Genomic DNA, 16,750 nt, shown 5'->3' with positions numbered 1-16,750 from the left:
GTTCTGACCTCCTCTGCGGAACGGGATCTGCGCATGATCGTTCGCTTTACTCTTGTGGGATGTACCGTCTTGGCCCTGGTCACCGCTCCGGCAGCGGCTGCTGCCCCCAGCTCGGGCTGGAGTAGCCGGACCAGCGAGGGGAGCGTCCGCGTTTCGGCTGATCGCAAGCACATCACCGTGTGTGATCTGCAGGACGACGGCCACAAGGTCGAGGCCGAGTACGCCACCTCGATGCTCGGCATCTACACCGTGGCCGACTCCAACCAGCATCGGTCCGGGTGCGGGAGCGACCGCACGTTCATCTCGCGCATCGATGTGTTCAAGATGTGCGTGACGCGCAACGGGTTCCGGCAGTGTGAGAACTCCGTCTGGATCACACGTTCGTAGCCCTCGATGGGTCCTCGGCGGCGACCGAGGCAGTGATGGTGACCGCTCGGCGGTGGGTGAGTGGGTGCGTGGTGGACTCCTGGGTGTGGTCAGGCACCACCACGGTTCACCGTTGTGGCATCAGAAGTCGAACTCGCCCTTCTTCGCACCATCTACGAACGCAGCCCAGACCGAGGCTGAGACCACGTACGCGGGCTGCTCAGGGTGTTCTGAGTCGCGTAGTCCGACTCTGCCGTCAGCCAAAGGGGCTACCTCGATGCAGTCGCCGGCCTCGCCGGAGCGGGTTGCCTTGCGCCATTCGGCGATCTTCAGCAGGTTGGCGGTTGCCTCGTCCATTGCTCTGCCATCTCCCTTATCAACTGGAGCGAGGCCCGCCGGGGCAGAGCCTCGTTGTGCAACATTTCGTAGCGTGATCTGGTTTCACGGACGCGCTCGCTGTCGGCAGTGATCTGGCTCAGTGTGATCGATTCGATGTAGGCCGTGTCCGGCATTCCTGGTCCGCTGGCCAGCACGAAAGCTCCTTGCAGGCCAGTGGTCAGCCAGGAGGTGCGCGGGAGTACGCGGACGTGGATGTGAGGATGTTCATCCATGGTGGCCAGGTGCGCCATTTGCTCTGCCATCACCGCCTCACTGCCGACGGGTCTGATAAGGACCACTTCGTCCAGTATCGCCCATATCGTAGGCCCGTCGTCGCCCTGAAGGTTACGCTGACGTTCCAGTCGCGCTTGTAGATTCTGCTCGACGTGCTCAGGCGTGGTGGCGGGCTTGCCGCGGAAGATGGCTCGGGCGTATTCCGGAGTCTGCAGCATTCCAGGGACGATCAGCGGCTGCCAGAGCCGCAGGGTGTCGGCCTGCTGTTCGACCTCGGCCAACTGGGCGAGCCAGACCGGCCAGCGCGCAGCGTGTTCTACGGTCTGGCGCCACCAATCCAGCAGACCTCCCCTGGCTCCGAGCGCGGTGTCGGCGGCGCGGGCGAAGTCCTCGTCGGCCGGACGTTCTCCGCGTTCGACCATGCTGATCTTCGACACCGACCAGCCGAGCATGGCGGCGAGTGCTTTTTGCCGCATGCCTGCCATTTTGCGGTATTCGCGGAGATGAACGCCGAATTCCGCTCTAGGTGCTTTTAGGGCGGGCTCCTGCTCGGGGTTTTGCATGGCCAAACGCCTCCGTCTCGATGACGCACGAGAAATGCACGGGCATGTGTATTAGCACACCTGGTTCGTACCTGGGAAGTGCTTTGCATGAGGCCCCGCAAGCAGGGGTTATCTGAGATTGTCACTTCAGATCGGATTGACGTTCGCGGTCAGCCGCACATTTGGGTGAGAGCGTCTATCCACACGATCATCTTTGTTTTTACACGCGGCGACCTTGGCCGGTGATCGACGATCAGGGAGGCGAATGCGGTGATCTTCTACGACCCATCCTCCGGGCTTCACAATCTCGGCACGATTCAGCTCGCGCGTAGCGCGCGGGCGCCGTCTCTGGCACGGCAGGCGGTAGACGCCTGGCTCGGCGGCGGCCATCCGGCCTTGGAGATCGCCCAACTGGCGGCCTCAGAGCTGGTGACCAACGCCGTCACGTACGCCGACAATCCCGCCGCCACCACCCTCAACGACCCCGCCACCTGCGCCCTGGAGACAAACAGCTCTGATGATCAGGACAACGACGTCTTGTTCAAGCTGTGCCAGAGCCCGGACTGCCTGCGGCTGGGCGTCACCGATCCCGGCTCGTCCTGCTCGAAGCCGTCCGCGGTCCCGCTGCAGGCGCCGAGCCTGAACGCCGAGCGCGGTCGGGGGTTGGCGATTGTACAGGCGCTGTCGCGTAACCGGTGGGGCAGCTTCCGGCTGCCGGTCACCGGTGGGCGCGTGGTGTGGTGCCACCTCGACCTCAACCCGACCCCGGCCCAGATCGAGGAGTTGTTTCTCGCCCCGGTGTAGCCGGCCGGGCCTCGTATCTCATCACCTTCAGACTCGTGCTGGCCGATCGGGAAAGGGCGGAGAACCGTCGTGCGCCGTCATCACCTGTTCATGTTTGTCCCGGTGCTGGTCATGGCCGCGTTCGTCGGCTGGATCACCGCCGCGCCCGGCAGCGTCCGATGCCGGTGACGGTGGCGGTGCTCGTAGGCGGGCCGGGCCTGTTCGCAGGGGTCGTGCTCGGGCGCCGGTGGCGGCTGCGGCGTAAGGCGCTCAACGGCCGTTCGCTGTTGGGCCCCTGACACAGCACCAGTCCCCTTCCTGTTCCGCGCCTTCCCCTCTTTCGTTCGTGAACTGGAGTTCGTCGTGTTCCGTCGTCATCTGATCAACGGGCTGCTGGTGGCGTTCACCGCCGCTTTCACGGTCTTCTCTGTGGTGGCTCCGGCCGGGGTGGTCCGGCCGGTGGCGCTGGTGGTGCTTGGCCTGATCGTGGCCTGGGTGGTCGGGGTGGTGGTGTGGGCTGGTTACGTGGTGTGGCGGCGTCGCAAGCAGAGCCAACCGTCCGCCTGAAGCCGTCATCCCCGCGCCCGCTACGTCCGCCGTACGCGCTGCCTGCCCCGTCGCTTCTCCCTCTCCTGACCGTTCTCGGAGTCGATCATGTCCGATACCGTTCCTTCGGTGATAGCCGAGCAGGCCGCCGTCTATCTGACCGACCTTCAGCGGGTGCTGCAGGCGCGGGGCTTACTCGCGCGGGTGCTGACCGATGCGGGGCGGCTGCCGCGTCTGCGGGTGATCAACCCGGAGGCCACCTCCCTGGTCGAGGTCGTGTCGGCTTCGCCGCGGGAGGGTGAGTGGTTGTTCTGGTGGTCCTGGGCAGCGCCAATTGTGGAGGTCACCCACCCGGACCGGGCGGCCGAATGTGTGGGCCGGGTGCTGGCGGTCGCGGCCCCGGACCCCGCCTGACCGGCACGGGATCACGCTGACCGGGGGGCGGATGCTGTCCACCCGTTCGTGGCCCGTGTCGCGGCCCTGTCGTGGCCGTCAGCGGCCGGGGAATGGCGGCCGTAAGCCCTGTCACTACGGTGACCCGTCCGTGTGGGGCGGGGCCGTGGGTGGCAGCGCCCTCACCCGCGCTCCCTCCGATTTGGGGTGTCTGGCGGTGGCATCCCGGCCGGGGGCGGGGCGGGTGAGGGCAACTCGTAGTGGCTTCTCGGATGGGATACCGGGTGGTGGGCGACCGTGGCCGGTGTCCTGTTCGAGTCCGGGGTGACCGCGCGGTGTGCAGCGCGTGGTCACCGGTGGTGGCTGGCCGGATGTCCTTGCCGGTCAGGTCACCGCCTGGGTGGCGTTTCGCGTGGGTCCCCCGCTCGCGTCGATCGCCGCCTGGGGCGGTCCCTCACCTGGGAGGGAACCATCGCGCACGTTGACTCCGCGATGGGAGGGACCGCCCCCCTTCTCCACAAGGGGACGAGCCAGATGTGAAGGCTTCTCGGGAGTGATGCGGCCGGGCGGGCGCGCAGGTCCGCCCGGCCGCACTCCCGAGGGTGGGTGACCGCGAGCGCCTCAGGCAACCGCGGGCGTGGTCACCCTGGGGTGGCTGATCGGATAGCCGAGGAGGTCCGGTCAGTCACCCTCCGGGAACGACCGGGCGGTTCCCCTTCCGCCCGGTCAACCGGTGGGCGGCCCTCCCATTTGCGCTGGTGCGGAGCGCGGCTGCACAGGCCGCGAGGCGGGCCGCCCACCCTTTGAGAACTTCATGAACGTCCGGTAGTGGCACGCTCCCAGTCATCGCGGGTGCCGCTACCGGACCCCGGCCTCTTGGCGGGCGGTTGCGCGCAGGCACCCGTGCTGCCGGGGGAGGGGAGGTGGCTGCTTGGGCTTTGGCCCGGTGGAGTGCAGTCACCTGGCTGATCGTCCTGGAAGCCCGGTCGGCCAACGCTGAGGGTCTGGTGCAGCCGCTGACTCACCAGACCATCGCGGGCGGCTCCAGCAGCGTCACACGTGCGTGGCATCCGGGGTCCACGACACGGCACTGGAGCCGCCACCCCCTCAAACCCTTGAACGTCCGGCAGCGGTGGCGCTACCTCCCTCGCGCCCTGCTGCCGGACCCTTGGGGGCCTTCGGGACGTAGCGCAAGGCGGGGAGCCATCCTCCCCCTATGGCCGCTCATCCCGTCCCGAAGCCCTCTCCGTTCCCGCTGCGGGGGAAAGGAGAGAACGGGAAAGGGGAGGTAGGTCAGCGTGCGGCTGACCTACCTCCCCCTTCTGCCACCTGATCGCGGTTACCTAGTTGGTGGGCAGGTGGATCACCGTCCCACCCGTGCCCTCTCCTCCGACCGCCCCGTCCTGTGCACTCCGTCCAGAGCGGGTGGTGCGCCGAGTGGGCGGTAGTGGCCGGGGCGTGGGTGCGGGTGCCCCGGTCAGGAACGCGGCGGTCGCCTCAGCCGCAGCAGCGGCGGCTTCGGGGTAGACGCTGATGTAGGTGTCGCGGGTGAAGGACGCCGTGCGGTGCCCGAGCGCCTTTTGCACCAGGACGGCATCTGCCCCGGCCGCGAGCATCGCTGTGGCCGCCAGGTGCCGTAGGTCATGGAGGCGGATCGGTGGCAGCCCAGCCTGGTAGCAGATCGCGTAGAAGCGATCCGTCACATACTGCGGATGCAGAGGGCGGCCGATCTCGTCGGTGAAGACGAACCCGGACTCCACCCAGTCCGGCCCCGCTGCCAGCCGCTCCCGCGCCTGCCGCCGTTCATGCTCCTTCAGCCAGGTCATCGACTCGGCGTCGACGGCGATCTCGCGGTCGCTGGCATCGGTTTTCGGGGTGCCTTGGATGGGGTCCCAGCCGAGCTGGGTGATCTGCCAGTGAATCCCGATCCGGCCCGCCTGGTAGTTCACATCCGGTTTGCGGATACCGACGCCCTCCCCCCGGCGCAGGCCGTTGATCGCATACAGCCGGTAGAGGGCGAACAGGCGATCCCTGCGGGCGTAGGTGAGGAACTGCTGGGTCTGCTGCGGGGTCCACACCATCACCGGCGAGGGACGCGGCGCACCGATGTAGGCGACCACCGGATCAACCCGCTTACCCTCCTTGCCTCCCTTGGCCTCACGAGCCCGCCTGAGCAGGTCCAGGTGGGCGGCGTGATCGAGGCGCCACCGGGCGACCCGCTCCTCGGTCCACACCAGCGCCTTGGGCCGGGAGGCGGCAGCGAGTTCGACGACGGCAGCGGGGTTGAAGTCCAGCAACCTGTCCTGCTTGATCGCGAGGTTCAACGCATGCCGCAAGGTGGCGCGGATGCGGTGCATCGTGGTCGGGCCGACCGGCCGCCGATACCGCACCGCCCGCACACGGGCCGGGTCGCTGCTGGTGCGTTCGGTGGCGATGATGTCGTTGAACTCCTCGATCGCGTCGAACATGCCCGCGACGTCGGAGACGCGGAGCCGGTCCAGCCGGATGTCCCCCAGGTACGGGATCAGGTAGAGCCGGATGTGCGACTCGTACGAGCGCCGGGTGGTGGGCTCGATGGCCCGCTTACGCCCCAGGAACTCCTCCAGCCACTCGCCGACGGTGATATGCCGGTTCAGATCTTGATGGGTGCGGACCTTGCGCCGTACTTCTTCGGTGTCGGGAAGCTGCATGGTGGCCTTGAGCACCGACAGCATCAGCGCGGTGATCGTCCGCCGGACGGCCGGATCGGGGTCCAGGGCGAGCAAGCCGCGGGCGTGATCCAGCTCCGCCTCCGCATCCTCCAAGGTGAGGAAGCCGCGCCGCCGCAGCGGGTTGCGGCGCTTGCCGTCAGCGTGCGCGGGCAGTTCCAGCTGGTAGGCCCAGGTGCCGTGCGTCGAGCTCCACCGTTTCCCGCCGTCAGCATGGGTGGTGCGCAGCTTCGGACATGTCTTGCCGATGTTCTTGCCAGTGTCGGAATCGATGCAAGCGCAGATCTTGTGCGTGGTGCCCTTGGCGACGGTCGGCTCTTTACCTGTCGCCTTCGTCGTGCTCGGGTTGTTGGCCATCGTGGTCATCCCCTCTCTCGCATGAGGCGGTCATCGCCGCCTTGTCCTTCTGGCTGGTCGAGGAGCGCCCGCAACCCGCGCACCGGCACGGGAACGCACCCGCCTGGGCGAGCCGGTAGGCCTTGGTGCGGCCCATGCCGAGCAGCCGCCCGGCCGCCAGCAGGCTCACCACCTCCGGCCGCCCGGCCGTCTCGGCGTCGAGGGGCTGGTCCGGGGTCGTGCTGGTCATGCATCACCTCCATGCGCGTTGATGGATAGGGGCCGGTCCGGGGCGCGTGGGATGCGCGACCCGTGCGGCCGGGCGGGCTGTGGTGGGCGCTACGCCGCCAACCCGCCCGCCCCCGGCACACGGGGCCGGGGTGCGGCCGACCCGTTGGCGACGGGCCGGTCACAGCCCCGGAATACCGGGGTTCGGTGCGGGTCGGGGTTGGTGGCGGCGGTATCGACGCCCACCTCCATGGCCCGTGTCAAGCAAAGTCCGCAGGTCAGGGCTCGAACCCCTGTTCGCGGCCTGTATCCGGGCCAGGAACGGTGGGCGGTTGACGACGAGTTCGCCGCGAGGATCAGCGGGCACTACGGCAGATGCGCCGTAGTCGTTGTGGACGTCGTGGTCGAGGGTGATGCGGTGGTTGATGGGCTTGGTCATGTGGGTGTGGCCCGAGCATCGGGACACTGATCCCTGTCACTTATCTAAATACCTGCGGCGAGGGCCGACTTGGGACGGGCCGTCAAGCAAAGATCGCGTCATGCCGGTCCGTACCCGTTCGTCGAGGGGCCTCCTTCTCGGTTGTTCGCAGGCTGTGGACGGTCTGTGGCAGCGGTGCCGCTTGCCCGATCATCGAGGCCCTCCCGGCGTCCGGTCGGGGCGCGCTCTCGCGCCTCACCTAGGCCCGTTCGGGGGCGTCCTGGCCCGGTCGTCTCCCGCGCCGGGCCAGCGCCTCGCTCCATCGCGGCCCAGCCGTCAGCACCCACCCCACAACTGGCACTGTTTTCGCAGGTCACAGCGTTTTCGTACAAGTTCCGGGCAACCCCTGACGGGGGCGGCATACGCCGAGATCAAGCCCCTGCACTGCGTGACGCCACGGGAGGTGGACAGGATGCCGAACCGCAAGGATGAGCTGGCCGGACGCCGCTTCGCCCATCTCGTGGAGGGACTGAAGACGATGATGGCCGCCAACCTGAAGCCGCAGTACGGCGGCTTCTACGGCCAGCTCCTGCTCAACCGTGAGGCGGTCGCGGGGCTGGGTGGGGCGGTAGAGGTCCGCAAAGCCGCCCGTGGCGCCGGTCGCCAGCTCGGCTGGAAGGTGCGCATCCACGTCAGCGAGGACGGGACACTGCCGGTGATGGACGAGCGCGACGCCCCTCAGAGATCCAGATGCTAGCCGCCCGCCGTACGGCCGAGGCCACCGCCGCCCCCTCGCTGGCGCCCAGAACGAAGCCCGCATGCGCCGCACCAGCCAGCCCGCCATCCCCGGCCAGCTGAACGATCCCGGCCAGGACCTCTGAATGCCTGACCGGCGGCCATCGAACGCCCACGGGCCCGGCGGGCGGCAATCCGGGGTCGGGGTGGGGCGCGGAACGCCGTACCGGCCGCTATAGGGCCGTACCGGGCCCACAGTCGCCCGGACCGTGATGCCTACCCGCCCGACGCTGTGACGGCGTCAGGTGACGCCACGGGGTCCGGCATTTCATCGGTTCTGAGATCCGCAGGTTCTTCGCCGCAGATCAGGGGTGCTAGGTCAAAAAGTCCGCAGGTCAGCGCCTTGTCACCTTCGGAAACTTGTGGTCACGCAGAGCGATGTGACCGATACTGGCCGGGACATCTCCAGCAGTTCTAGATGAAGGAGCCCCCCGTGTCCGCTGTACGGCTTGCCGCGTTCCCGCTCGTTGTCACCCTCTCCGAGTACCCCGACGAGCCGATCAAGATCCGGGCCAAGCACAAGGTCGCCGGCATGCTCCTGCTCGACCGCCACCAGGTCAAGAGCCTCGACCCAAGCTGGAACGTGCCCGGCGCCTACATCCTGCTCGACCGCCCCGACGCCGAGGGCCGATGGGGAGCCTACGTGGGCAAAGCCACCAACCCCGGCCTCCGTAACCGCGTCCTGCAGCAGCTCAAAGTACGTGACCACTGGTATCGGGTGCTGGTCATCCGCTATGAGTCCAACGACGACGAGAAGCTGAACAGCGCCGAGGCTGGCTGGCTCGAAGGCGAGATCTACTACTGCCTCGACAGCGCCGAAAACGTCGACCTGCACAACCGCAACTGGCCCCAAGACGCCACCTTGTCCATCGAGGACGAGGCCAGCCTGCGCGACTACATGATCCCCATCGAGTCCACGCTCCACCTCATCGGCCACCCTCTCCAGCCGCAACGGTCCGAAGCTCTTCCCGCGAGGCAGGTGGCGCCCGCGCCGGCGGCCGTGCAGCAGTCCAGGCCTTACGTGAACGCATTCGGGGTGCAGGTCTGCCCCAATCCGTATCTCCTGCAGAACCCCACCATCGAGGCAGTCCTGGAGAGGATCGCGCAACTCGACGCGAGATGGAAAGCTCGAGTTCGGAGACAGGGCTCGATCGGGCCGGTGTGAGCCGGTGGTGCAGGAGGTATGCCCCGGCCAGCACAATTCGGATGTGCTGGGCGGGGCATGCCCCCTATGTCACCGGCTCAGGCGCTACTTCAGGTAGCCCTGGCCCATGTCGCCTCCGTGCATCCGGCAGGCGAGTTCTTCCTCAGCCGTCAGCACGATGGCCGACAGCTCGGTTACTCCGGTGGTCAGTGCCTTGTAGAGGCGGTGCCAGCCGTCGATGATGAGCATGCCGCCGTTCGGCACGGTGGCCACGATCAGCGGCTCGGACAGATCCGTCTGGGTGGCGTGCTCGTGGTTGATGGATACCAGTTGGAGCATGCCTGCCCATTCGCGGGGTTCGATCCGGCCCTTCGGCGCGCGGCCCTGGGTGAGCTTCTTGGCTTTGGTGATGTCCCATCGCCAGGCCATCATCTGGAAGAACTCCACCCGAGAGCGGTCGGCCCGCCCAGATGCAGAGGTCCTCGTGAGCGGCTGGTGCGAGGCGGCGGTGGCAGGCTCACCGCTGGCGGTGTGGCCGCTCATGCCATCCCCTCGTCACCGGCCGAGTTGGAGGGAGCCTGCTCGGGCTCCGCGGAGGCCGGCGCGAGTGCCTCGGCTTGAGCGATGAAGGTCCGGGCCGCGTCTCGCCGGATCAGGTCCCAGGCCCGGTTGAGATGAATGAGGGCGAACTCGTGCTCGACCTCCGGCCCGAGGACGCCCACAGACAGGGCGACATCCGGTGTGGCGTCGTTGTTGTCGAGGTAGGAGCTGATCCAGGACGCGAACTTGGCCAGCGTCTGCTCCAGGGGCAGGCCGCCGCCCGTGTGCCGGATGTGCCGCTCGACCAGCAGCCACCAGGTCGCGAGCGTCTGGGCGCGCAGGGTGTCGTAGAACTGCTCGCCGCTCAGGTACTCCCCCCGGATTAGTTTCTGGGTGAAGTCCTCGCTGGTGCGCCGCCGCGTCGTGCGGGCTTGTTCGATGATCGCCTCCAGCGACAGTGCCTTACCCTGCGCAGGCGCAGGGTCGAGCGCGTTGGTGGTTGCGTCGGGTTCGGTGTCGGGTGGGGGTTTCGGGGAGTCGGAGTGCTTCGGCTGGTCGCTCATCGGGTTGTCCTTTGGTGGGGTGGTGACGTCAGCGCCGGGCGACGTTGACGGGGTCGGTTGGGGGTTCACGGCGTGTTCGGCGTCGGTTGGTCGGTTGCGTCGCCGGACTCGGCGAGGTGGTGGGTGAGGAGTTCGCCGCTGTCGGTGAGGAAGTCGCGGGCGGCCATGCGGGCGGCGTGGGCGAGGGCGTGGTCGAAGAGGGTTCCCGGTCGTCTGGCGGGGGCTTCGTTGGTCAGGAAGTGGCGGGCCATGGTGCGCACGCGTCGCAACGCGTGGTCGCAGGCCAGCCGCTTGAGGGTGATCTGTCCGTCGACGACGTCCCACCAGGCGCGGGTGGTCTGGGCGTAGGCGGCGGTGAACACCTGCTCGGCGGTGAGAAACTCGCCGTTCTGCAGGGCGGCGACGGCTTCGGCCGCCGCTGTGTAGTAGGCGTGCCGGGCTTCGGTGATCTTCTCGGCGGTCAGTTCATCGACCGAGCACCCCGCCTCCTCGACCGGTTCGGCGTTGGTGAGGTCCGAGCCGGGTGCGGCGCTGGCGGTTGTGCCGTACGGGGGAAGGGGTCCGGGCCCGTAGAGGTCGTTCATGGAGGTGGTCCTTTCGTTGGTGACATGGACGGCTGGTGACATGGACGAGAGAGGGGTGAGGGGTGAGGGGTATCTGGGTGGGGCTGTCCGGGGCGGCGGCGCGGGGCGGTCCCCGCGCCGCCGGGCGAACGGGATTCGAGGTCATAGCCGCGTCCCGGCGTAGCTAGAAGACGGGGGGCGAGGTCCACGGGTCGGGCAGGGGTCCGGCGTGTCCGCCGTAGGTGTCATCCGGGCAGGTGGCCGGTGCGGCTGGTGCGGGTGGCGTGGTGAGGGCGTCGGCGATTCTCTGGGTTGCGGCGAGGAAGCCTTGGGCGGCGTGGCGGCGGGATTCGGCCATGGCCTGGGCGAACAGACCGCCGTGAGATGGGCGAGCGCTGATCAGGAACTCCCGGGCGTGTTGCCGCACGGTCAGAATCGCGGTCCCGCCGTCCACGGTGTCCTCGACGCCGTGGGTAAGGTCGGTGACCTGCTGCCACCAGCTCATCCGGTGGTAGAGGTGGGCGATGCGGGCCAGGGTGCCGTCGTCCAAGCTCCCCTCGTCATCAAGGGAGCAGACACGGTCGAGGGCTTCGCCCAGCGCGTGGCGGGCGTCGTGGACGTGCTGACTGGCGCGCTCTTCGAGTCGGCCCATGGTGATGACCTCCTTCGCGGTCGGGGTTGGTAGGGCGTGGTGCGTGGGTGTCCGGCACGGGGCCGGGGCGCTGGCGCGGTACCGGGGTGGGGCCGTGCCGGGGGTGGGGGCCGTGCCGTGCCCGCCGCCATGGCATGGGCACGGGGCCGGGGTGGGTGCCGGGGTCCGGCCGGGCCGGGCCGGGGTGTGTGGTGGGCCGTACGCCCGTGTGATGCTGTGCCGTCTGGCGGGTCCGGTACGGCCCACGCATCGGGGCCGTACCGGACGCTGGGCGTGTTAGGCGGTGGCGAGCATGCGGAAGGCGCGGGCTTTGAGCTTGGCGTTGTCGTGGTCGTCGAGCAGGGCGCGCTCGGCGCGGACGGTGGCGATGTCGCGGCTGCCGAACACGGGGCTCTTGTGGTCCAGCCGCTCGGTCACCGCGTTGTAGGCCGCCCACCGCGTGTTACGGATCGGCTCCTGGGTGGGCGCCTCGTTGAACAGGTATTCCAGCTCCCGCATGGTCAGGTCGTGGTTGCGCTTGGTCAGGTCCTTCGCGTCCGCCGGTAGCGGGTGCAGGCGGGTCGCGAACAGGCGGAATTCGTTGCGGTCCATCGGGGCGGCGAGGAGCTTTTCGGCTTCGGCGGCGAACGCCTGACCGTGCTTCCACGTGAGTTTGAGCGCCTCACGCGCTTCGGCGATGCGCCCGGCGACGTTGCCGGTGTGGCGGACGGTGAACCTGGAGGCGTGGTTGGCAAGCGCCGCGCGTTCGGTGTTGGCGCACACGACCCGGACGGGGGTGGCGACTGTGGTGAACGCGCCCCATCCGTCGTGCCGGGAGAAGGCGGCCAGGTAGAGGTCGATCTGGTCGAACCCGCCGACCATGAGGGGTTCGGGCAGGCGCATGGTGATGAATACGCGCCGTCCGTTGTTCAGGGAGCCGCCGGTGTCGAAGATCGCTCCCGACTCGTCGACGAGGGTCTGGAGGAATCCGGTGACGTCTTCGTTTTGCAGGACCTGGTAGTCGCGTCCGACGCGGCCGAGGCGTTCGGGTTGTCCGGTGACCGGGTTTGTGCGCACGACCAGGAAGTCCTCGTCCGTGACGACCGGCTGGCCGGTGACGGGGTCGGTCACCTGGCCGACCGGCAGCTTGCGGACGTTCCATCCGGCGAGGTGGGCGTTGGACAGCAGTTCCTCGGCTGTCATCGGGCCGGGCGCGGTGTAGCCGAGGCCGTGCCAGCCGGGCTTTCCGGCGGCGGCGAACCCGGCCGAACCATTGGCGAAGACTTCGATTTCGTGAGCCATGACGGTGTCCCTTTCAGATGTGTGCCGACGTGCGGCGTTGTGGCGTGGTGTGGTGTGGTGTGCGGGCATGCGGAACAGACGCGATGCCGCGACAGGTGGTGAGGGGTGGTGGATCGGACCCCGGCCTGGTGCGGGCCGGTGGCCGGTGGGCCGGTGATCAGCGCGGGTGCCCGTCCGAGGTGTGGCCGGGTGCCCTGACGGCGGGGCCGTGCGGGGCGGGTTGGGTGGCGCGTCCGGGCTATGGGGTGTGGGCGGGGCTGTTGGGGTGTCCCGCCCGCTACCCGGGCCGGGGGTGGGCGGGCCGGTCAGGGCGGCCCGCCCGCGCCCCCGGCTCAGTCGTCGTAGGTGTCGGCCGCCGCGCCGTCCCCGGCGCTAGCGTCGGCGGGGTTGGTGGGGGTCACGGTGGGGGCGGTGGCCGGGGCGTGGTTGATGGTGGGGGCGAGGGCGAAGCGGCGGGGCCGTTCCGTGGTCAGTACCGCGTCGCCGAGCTGAACCAGCCGGTCCAGGGCGTTGGCCACCGCGCCGGACGAACGGCCGCCCAGCGCCTTGGCCATGTCGTGCGGGCTGAATTCTTTGCCGGGGAACTCGGTCAGGTGCGCGTAGATCTCTTCCCGCAACGCACCCGGCCGCGTGCTGCCACCCGTACCCCCGCCGCCACCGATGCCCGCACCGCCACCGGCACCCGGTACGGCGCGGGCCGGGGTGGCGGTGCCGGTCAGCGCCGCCCGCGCCGTGCGGTGCGTCGAGGCGACCTTCGTCATCGCCATTTCCAGGCACCCCAACGCCATCACCGTGTTCCCCTCCTCCTTCGCCGTGAGCACCCCACCGAAGAGATTGGCGAGCTCGGTCAGTTCGGCGTGAGCGCGCGCCCACGCCGGGTCATCCGCCACCGGCTCAGACTCCAGGTCGTCGGGGTCGGGGACCCTGTCGAGCTCGGTGTCCGTCCCCTCCGGCACCTGACCGGCCGTCTCCTGGGTGGGGTCCGCCTCGTCATCGGTCGGCTCGTCCACCGGAGCGGGGTCGGCCGAATCGATACCGGGCGGGACCTCGTCCTCCGGCGCGGGGGCCTCGTCGGCGTCCGGGGTGTCAGCGTCCGGCGTTTCGGGGGGCGGTGCGGGCGCGTCGGCGGTGTCGGTCGGCTCGGGCGGCGCGGCAGTGTCCGCCGGGGAGTCGGCGGGGTCCGTGGTGATCGGGTACCACCGGTCAGCCGAACGCCCGCGCCCGCCGTCGTTCACGCCCGGCTCACGGCGGGCGTGCCCGTCGGCTTCGAGCTGGCCGAGGATCTTGCCCGCGACCGTGCGGTTCAGGTCGGCCGCCGCCCCGATCATCGTGGCCGACCCGCCGGGCTCGGCCCTCAGCGCCGCCCACACCGCCCCCACACGCCCATCCGCGTCCGTCGCCGGGTCAGTGACCGGGGCGGCGGTGCCGGGGCTGTCAGGGGCCGTCAGGGGCGCGGCGTCCGCCGGGCCGGTAACGCCGATTTCCGCATCGGCCGGGATGGTTTCGGTAGCGGTCATTTCCGGGGTGTGAATAGCCATTGCGTGACGCCCTTTCCGATCGAATTCCCGGCCCTGTCCGGGCCGGTGTTTGTTGTTTGTGCCACGACCATCCCTCGCCCATAACCCGGCTGGCAAGCCGACCCGGCCACAAATAATGTCACCCCAACGGCTGGAGGGGCTAACCTAACAAAATAACCTCCGACCTGCGAAAACATCTCGCGAGAAGATAGCGATTTCGACTTGACATCCCGGGCCGGCCCGGCTCTTCACCCCATGAGAAGACGACGGCGGACGATACCCAATTGCCCGAATAGCATCGTGAAGAATCTTCGAGGTGAATACGCATTCGGGTTGACATCAATACGCGGGTCGAGCGTCCATGGAATTAGGCGGGAAACACCGCCGGAACACCGCGCCGGAATAACACGCCGCGCCATTCCGGGGCCAACGCGAAAGGGCACACCCGTATGACGCCGAACACCAACGCCACCCCCGACACCGCCGCCGACAGCATCACCGTGGAACCCGCCCACCTACGCGGGCTGGTCGACACCGGCCCCGGCCACGTCCTGATGTGGGACGGACATGACCTGTTGATCGGGCCCGCCGCAATGGCCGACGACGGCACCCTGATGGAGATCACCACTCAGGAAGAGATCGCCGCCACCCTGGCCAACGACGCCCCCGGCGCGCCGTGCACCCCGGGCAGCATCACCGAGACCGCCCGCCTACGCCTCGAAGGTCGGCGGCACGTCGAATCGCTCATGCGTGTCAGCGGCCCCTACACCGCCTCGCTACGCCCCCACGGCATCCACCGCGACCAGCCCAGCCACCTCGACCCCGCCACCGGCGACATCATCACCCGCTACCAGACGCCCGACGGGGCCACCGCCACCCTCGCCACGCCCTACCTGCGCGACACCCGGGCCTCGATCACCATCACGATCACCCACCCCAACACCGGGGCCGGGGCCGGGGCCGATCCGGCACCCGCCTACACCGCGACCGTGCCGCGCCGTACCCCGCCCGCCGCCGTCGCCACGCTGATCGCCACCGCCGCCGGACTCACCCCCCACACCACCGACCTCTACCGCCACCTCAACGACACCGGCTTCCCCGACACCCCCAACCAGCTCACGATCGCACCCGCCTACGCCCGCGCCCTCGCCGCCCACGGCCCCGGCTGGGCGATCATGTGGAACAACGAACACGCCCACCCCGTCATCGCCCGCCCCGAACACGGCGACGACGGCACCCTCCTCGAAATCTGCCGCTACGAGGAGATGTACACCCTCAGCCCGTGCGACACCTGCGACGACGCCCGCACCTGCGACGCCTGCATGTCCGGACAGCCCGACTTCGAGACGATCGCCCGCAACATGAGCGACCTCCTCGGCGACTACCACCTCAGCATCGACGACATCGCGTACTGCATGCCCGGCACCCTGCCCTACACCCGCGCCCTCCGCGCTCACGGCTACGAACGCCACACACAGGGCCACCGCTACAACGCCGACCACACCCCGACCGGCCACCATGACGCCTACGGTCAGGACTACCGTTCGCCCGAAGGCCACCTGGTCGAGGTGATCATCCCGATCAACCCCACCCCCACCCGCGACGACCCCGCCGCCCCGCCCCTCACCGTCCGATGGACCTACCTCGGCCACATCGCCCCCGGCGACACCTATCCCACCACCGACCTCCCCAACGACACCCCACCCACCGAAGTCGCCGACCTGATCGCCGCACACCTCGCCATCCACCCGCCCACCCCCACCGCCCCCGACACCACGGACGGCACGGACGGCACGGACGGTGCGGACGGCACGGACGCGCCTGACAGCGCCGACACGCCCGCCACCGCATAGCCCCGCCACCGGGCAACCAAACGGGCCCCGGTGACCGCCCCACGGGCGGCACCGGGGCCCTACGCGTGCCCCTGACCGGCCACGCGGCCGGGCCGGGGCCACTCGGCACGTGCGGCCCCGGCCGGGACTGGCCTCGCACGACCTCATCGAGCCGAGGTTCTTCTCGCCATTCACGGGGAGGTCACCGCGAGGGCCGGCCCGCGGCCTGGCCACGGGTCGGCAACTGCTGATGAGGGAGAAAGAAGGGGGAAGAAGGGGGAAGGTGTAGCGGCAGAAGAGCGGAGATGCAATGGATGCAGGTATCCGCACGAACGCGCGCGCACGCATATTCAAAGGAGTCGCCTATAGGCGATTCGGGGCGGTCAGCGCAACAGACGAAACCCGCGTGACCTGTGCAGATGACACGTTGGGGGGTGTCGCGATCTCAGCGGCAACACCGAACGCGACAACAAAACGCGACACCGGACGCGACACCGATCAACCCCCCACCTGAGAAGCCCGCAACACCCGAACGCGACACCCCCGCCAACAACCGCCGCCCGCTCGCCGACTACGTCATCTCACCCTCATGCGGAAGGTGGGTTCGCCTCGTCCCCAACACGAGGCGAACCCACCAAAGGAGGGAGGAGAAGATGATGCACGCATCTACGAGGACGCGCGCACACATATTCAAAAGGAGTCGTCTTTAGACGAGTCGGCCGGTCCACCGCTATGCCCGAAACTGGCGTGACCTGCGAAAACGATCCCTGCAGGGGGTAGCGGTCTTAACCGCGCAGCGGAACGCTACCCCCATTTCCAGTACGGAAATCTGCCCCCATTTCCTCGCCCTCTCCGGGCAGGAATCCGGCCGGAGAGGCAAGGAGGTGCGGTGGGGTGGGCTGGGGCGCCACACCAGGCGACGCCACCACCC

Annotated in this window: 17 protein-coding genes; 7 read left to right on the top strand and 10 right to left on the bottom strand. The window is 68.8% G+C overall.

Annotation, left to right across the window (positions count from 1 at the left end; translation table 11 throughout):
• The first annotated feature begins 177 nt into the window (after positions 1-177).
• Positions 178-387, top strand: coding sequence for a hypothetical protein (locus ACFWY5_RS56025; protein WP_379640100.1), 210 nt, complete (start codon positions 178-180; stop codon positions 385-387).
• A 120-nt stretch (positions 388-507) separates the two neighbouring features.
• Here ACFWY5_RS56025 and ACFWY5_RS56020 read toward each other — a convergent pair whose 3' ends face one another.
• Both ACFWY5_RS56020 and ACFWY5_RS56015 read right to left on the bottom strand, forming a co-directional pair.
• Complete coding sequence (locus ACFWY5_RS56020) at positions 508-723, bottom strand: DUF397 domain-containing protein (RefSeq protein ID WP_379640099.1); 216 nt, start codon at positions 721-723, stop codon at positions 508-510.
• Entirely contained in the window at positions 696-1,541 is an 846-nt protein-coding gene (locus tag ACFWY5_RS56015; RefSeq protein ID WP_379640098.1) for a helix-turn-helix domain-containing protein, read from the bottom strand. Before ACFWY5_RS56015 ends, ACFWY5_RS56020 begins: the two co-directional genes overlap by 28 nt.
• Before the next feature lie 249 nt (positions 1,542-1,790).
• Between ACFWY5_RS56015 and ACFWY5_RS56010 the strand changes: the two genes are divergently transcribed.
• The 3 genes from ACFWY5_RS56010 (at position 1,791) to ACFWY5_RS56000 (ending at position 3,263) form a co-directional block, all read left to right on the top strand.
• Positions 1,791-2,324 carry an ATP-binding protein gene (locus ACFWY5_RS56010; RefSeq protein ID WP_379640097.1) on the top strand — a complete coding sequence of 178 codons (534 nt, stop codon included), beginning with the start codon at positions 1,791-1,793 and terminating at the stop codon, positions 2,322-2,324.
• 342 nt (positions 2,325-2,666) lie between these two features.
• Positions 2,667-2,870: a hypothetical protein gene (locus ACFWY5_RS56005; protein WP_379640096.1), complete on the top strand. Its 204-nt coding sequence runs from the start codon at positions 2,667-2,669 to the stop codon at positions 2,868-2,870.
• Positions 2,871-2,957: 87 nt separating this feature from the next.
• Positions 2,958-3,263 carry a hypothetical protein gene (locus tag ACFWY5_RS56000; RefSeq protein ID WP_379640094.1) on the top strand — a complete coding sequence of 102 codons (306 nt, stop codon included), beginning with the start codon at positions 2,958-2,960 and terminating at the stop codon, positions 3,261-3,263.
• A gap of 1,322 nt (positions 3,264-4,585) precedes the next feature.
• On the opposite strand, the gene xerC is transcribed toward ACFWY5_RS56000, so the two are convergent.
• Both xerC and ACFWY5_RS55990 read right to left on the bottom strand, forming a co-directional pair.
• Entirely contained in the window at positions 4,586-6,316 is a 1,731-nt protein-coding gene (gene xerC, locus ACFWY5_RS55995) for a tyrosine recombinase XerC (protein ID WP_379640093.1), read from the bottom strand.
• A complete protein-coding gene (locus ACFWY5_RS55990) occupies positions 6,270-6,536 on the bottom strand; it encodes a hypothetical protein (protein ID WP_379640092.1) in 267 nt (88 codons plus the stop codon). The genes xerC and ACFWY5_RS55990 overlap by 47 nt, the downstream gene beginning before the upstream one ends.
• 868 nt (positions 6,537-7,404) lie before the next feature.
• Here ACFWY5_RS55990 and ACFWY5_RS55985 point away from each other — a divergent pair.
• Together ACFWY5_RS55985 and ACFWY5_RS55980 are read left to right on the top strand one after the other, a co-directional pair.
• The gene (locus ACFWY5_RS55985; protein ID WP_379640091.1) at positions 7,405-7,689 is read left to right on the top strand and encodes a hypothetical protein; all 285 of its coding nucleotides are present in this window, start codon (positions 7,405-7,407) and stop codon (positions 7,687-7,689) included.
• A gap of 471 nt (positions 7,690-8,160) precedes the next feature.
• A complete protein-coding gene (locus ACFWY5_RS55980) occupies positions 8,161-8,892 on the top strand; it encodes a hypothetical protein (RefSeq protein WP_379640089.1) in 732 nt (243 codons plus the stop codon).
• An 84-nt stretch (positions 8,893-8,976) separates the two neighbouring features.
• Here the strand turns inward: ACFWY5_RS55980 and ACFWY5_RS55975 are convergent, their stop codons facing one another.
• The 6 genes from ACFWY5_RS55975 to ACFWY5_RS55950 all read right to left on the bottom strand — a co-directional run bounded on the left by ACFWY5_RS55975 (position 8,977) and on the right by ACFWY5_RS55950 (position 13,987).
• Positions 8,977-9,414 (bottom strand): ParB N-terminal domain-containing protein, encoded by a 438-nt coding sequence (locus ACFWY5_RS55975; protein ID WP_379640088.1) that lies wholly within the window; start codon positions 9,412-9,414, stop codon positions 8,977-8,979.
• Positions 9,411-9,974 carry a hypothetical protein gene (locus ACFWY5_RS55970; protein ID WP_379640087.1) on the bottom strand — a complete coding sequence of 188 codons (564 nt, stop codon included), beginning with the start codon at positions 9,972-9,974 and terminating at the stop codon, positions 9,411-9,413. Before ACFWY5_RS55970 ends, ACFWY5_RS55975 begins: the two co-directional genes overlap by 4 nt.
• A gap of 65 nt (positions 9,975-10,039) precedes the next feature.
• The gene (locus ACFWY5_RS55965; RefSeq protein WP_379640085.1) at positions 10,040-10,558 is read right to left on the bottom strand and encodes a hypothetical protein; all 519 of its coding nucleotides are present in this window, start codon (positions 10,556-10,558) and stop codon (positions 10,040-10,042) included.
• Positions 10,559-10,721: 163 nt separating this feature from the next.
• Entirely contained in the window at positions 10,722-11,189 is a 468-nt protein-coding gene (locus ACFWY5_RS55960; protein ID WP_379640084.1) for a hypothetical protein, read from the bottom strand.
• A gap of 276 nt (positions 11,190-11,465) precedes the next feature.
• On the bottom strand, positions 11,466-12,470 hold the full coding sequence (locus ACFWY5_RS55955; RefSeq protein WP_379640083.1) for a DUF932 domain-containing protein: 1,005 nt from the start codon (positions 12,468-12,470) through the stop codon (positions 11,466-11,468).
• 332 nt (positions 12,471-12,802) lie between these two features.
• A complete protein-coding gene (locus ACFWY5_RS55950) occupies positions 12,803-13,987 on the bottom strand; it encodes a hypothetical protein (RefSeq protein WP_379640081.1) in 1,185 nt (394 codons plus the stop codon).
• A gap of 449 nt (positions 13,988-14,436) precedes the next feature.
• On the opposite strand from ACFWY5_RS55950, the gene ACFWY5_RS55945 reads away from it, so the two are divergent.
• A complete protein-coding gene (locus ACFWY5_RS55945) occupies positions 14,437-15,840 on the top strand; it encodes a hypothetical protein (RefSeq protein ID WP_379640080.1) in 1,404 nt (467 codons plus the stop codon).
• Positions 15,841-16,750 lie beyond the last annotated feature (910 nt).

It is taken from the genome of Nonomuraea sp. NPDC059007, from assembly GCF_042740555.1.
In the GTDB taxonomy this organism is placed as follows: Bacteria; Actinomycetota; Actinomycetes; order Streptosporangiales; family Streptosporangiaceae; genus Nonomuraea.
Note: the sequence above shows the minus strand (reverse complement) of the source record. Positions and strands in the feature narration are given on the sequence as shown.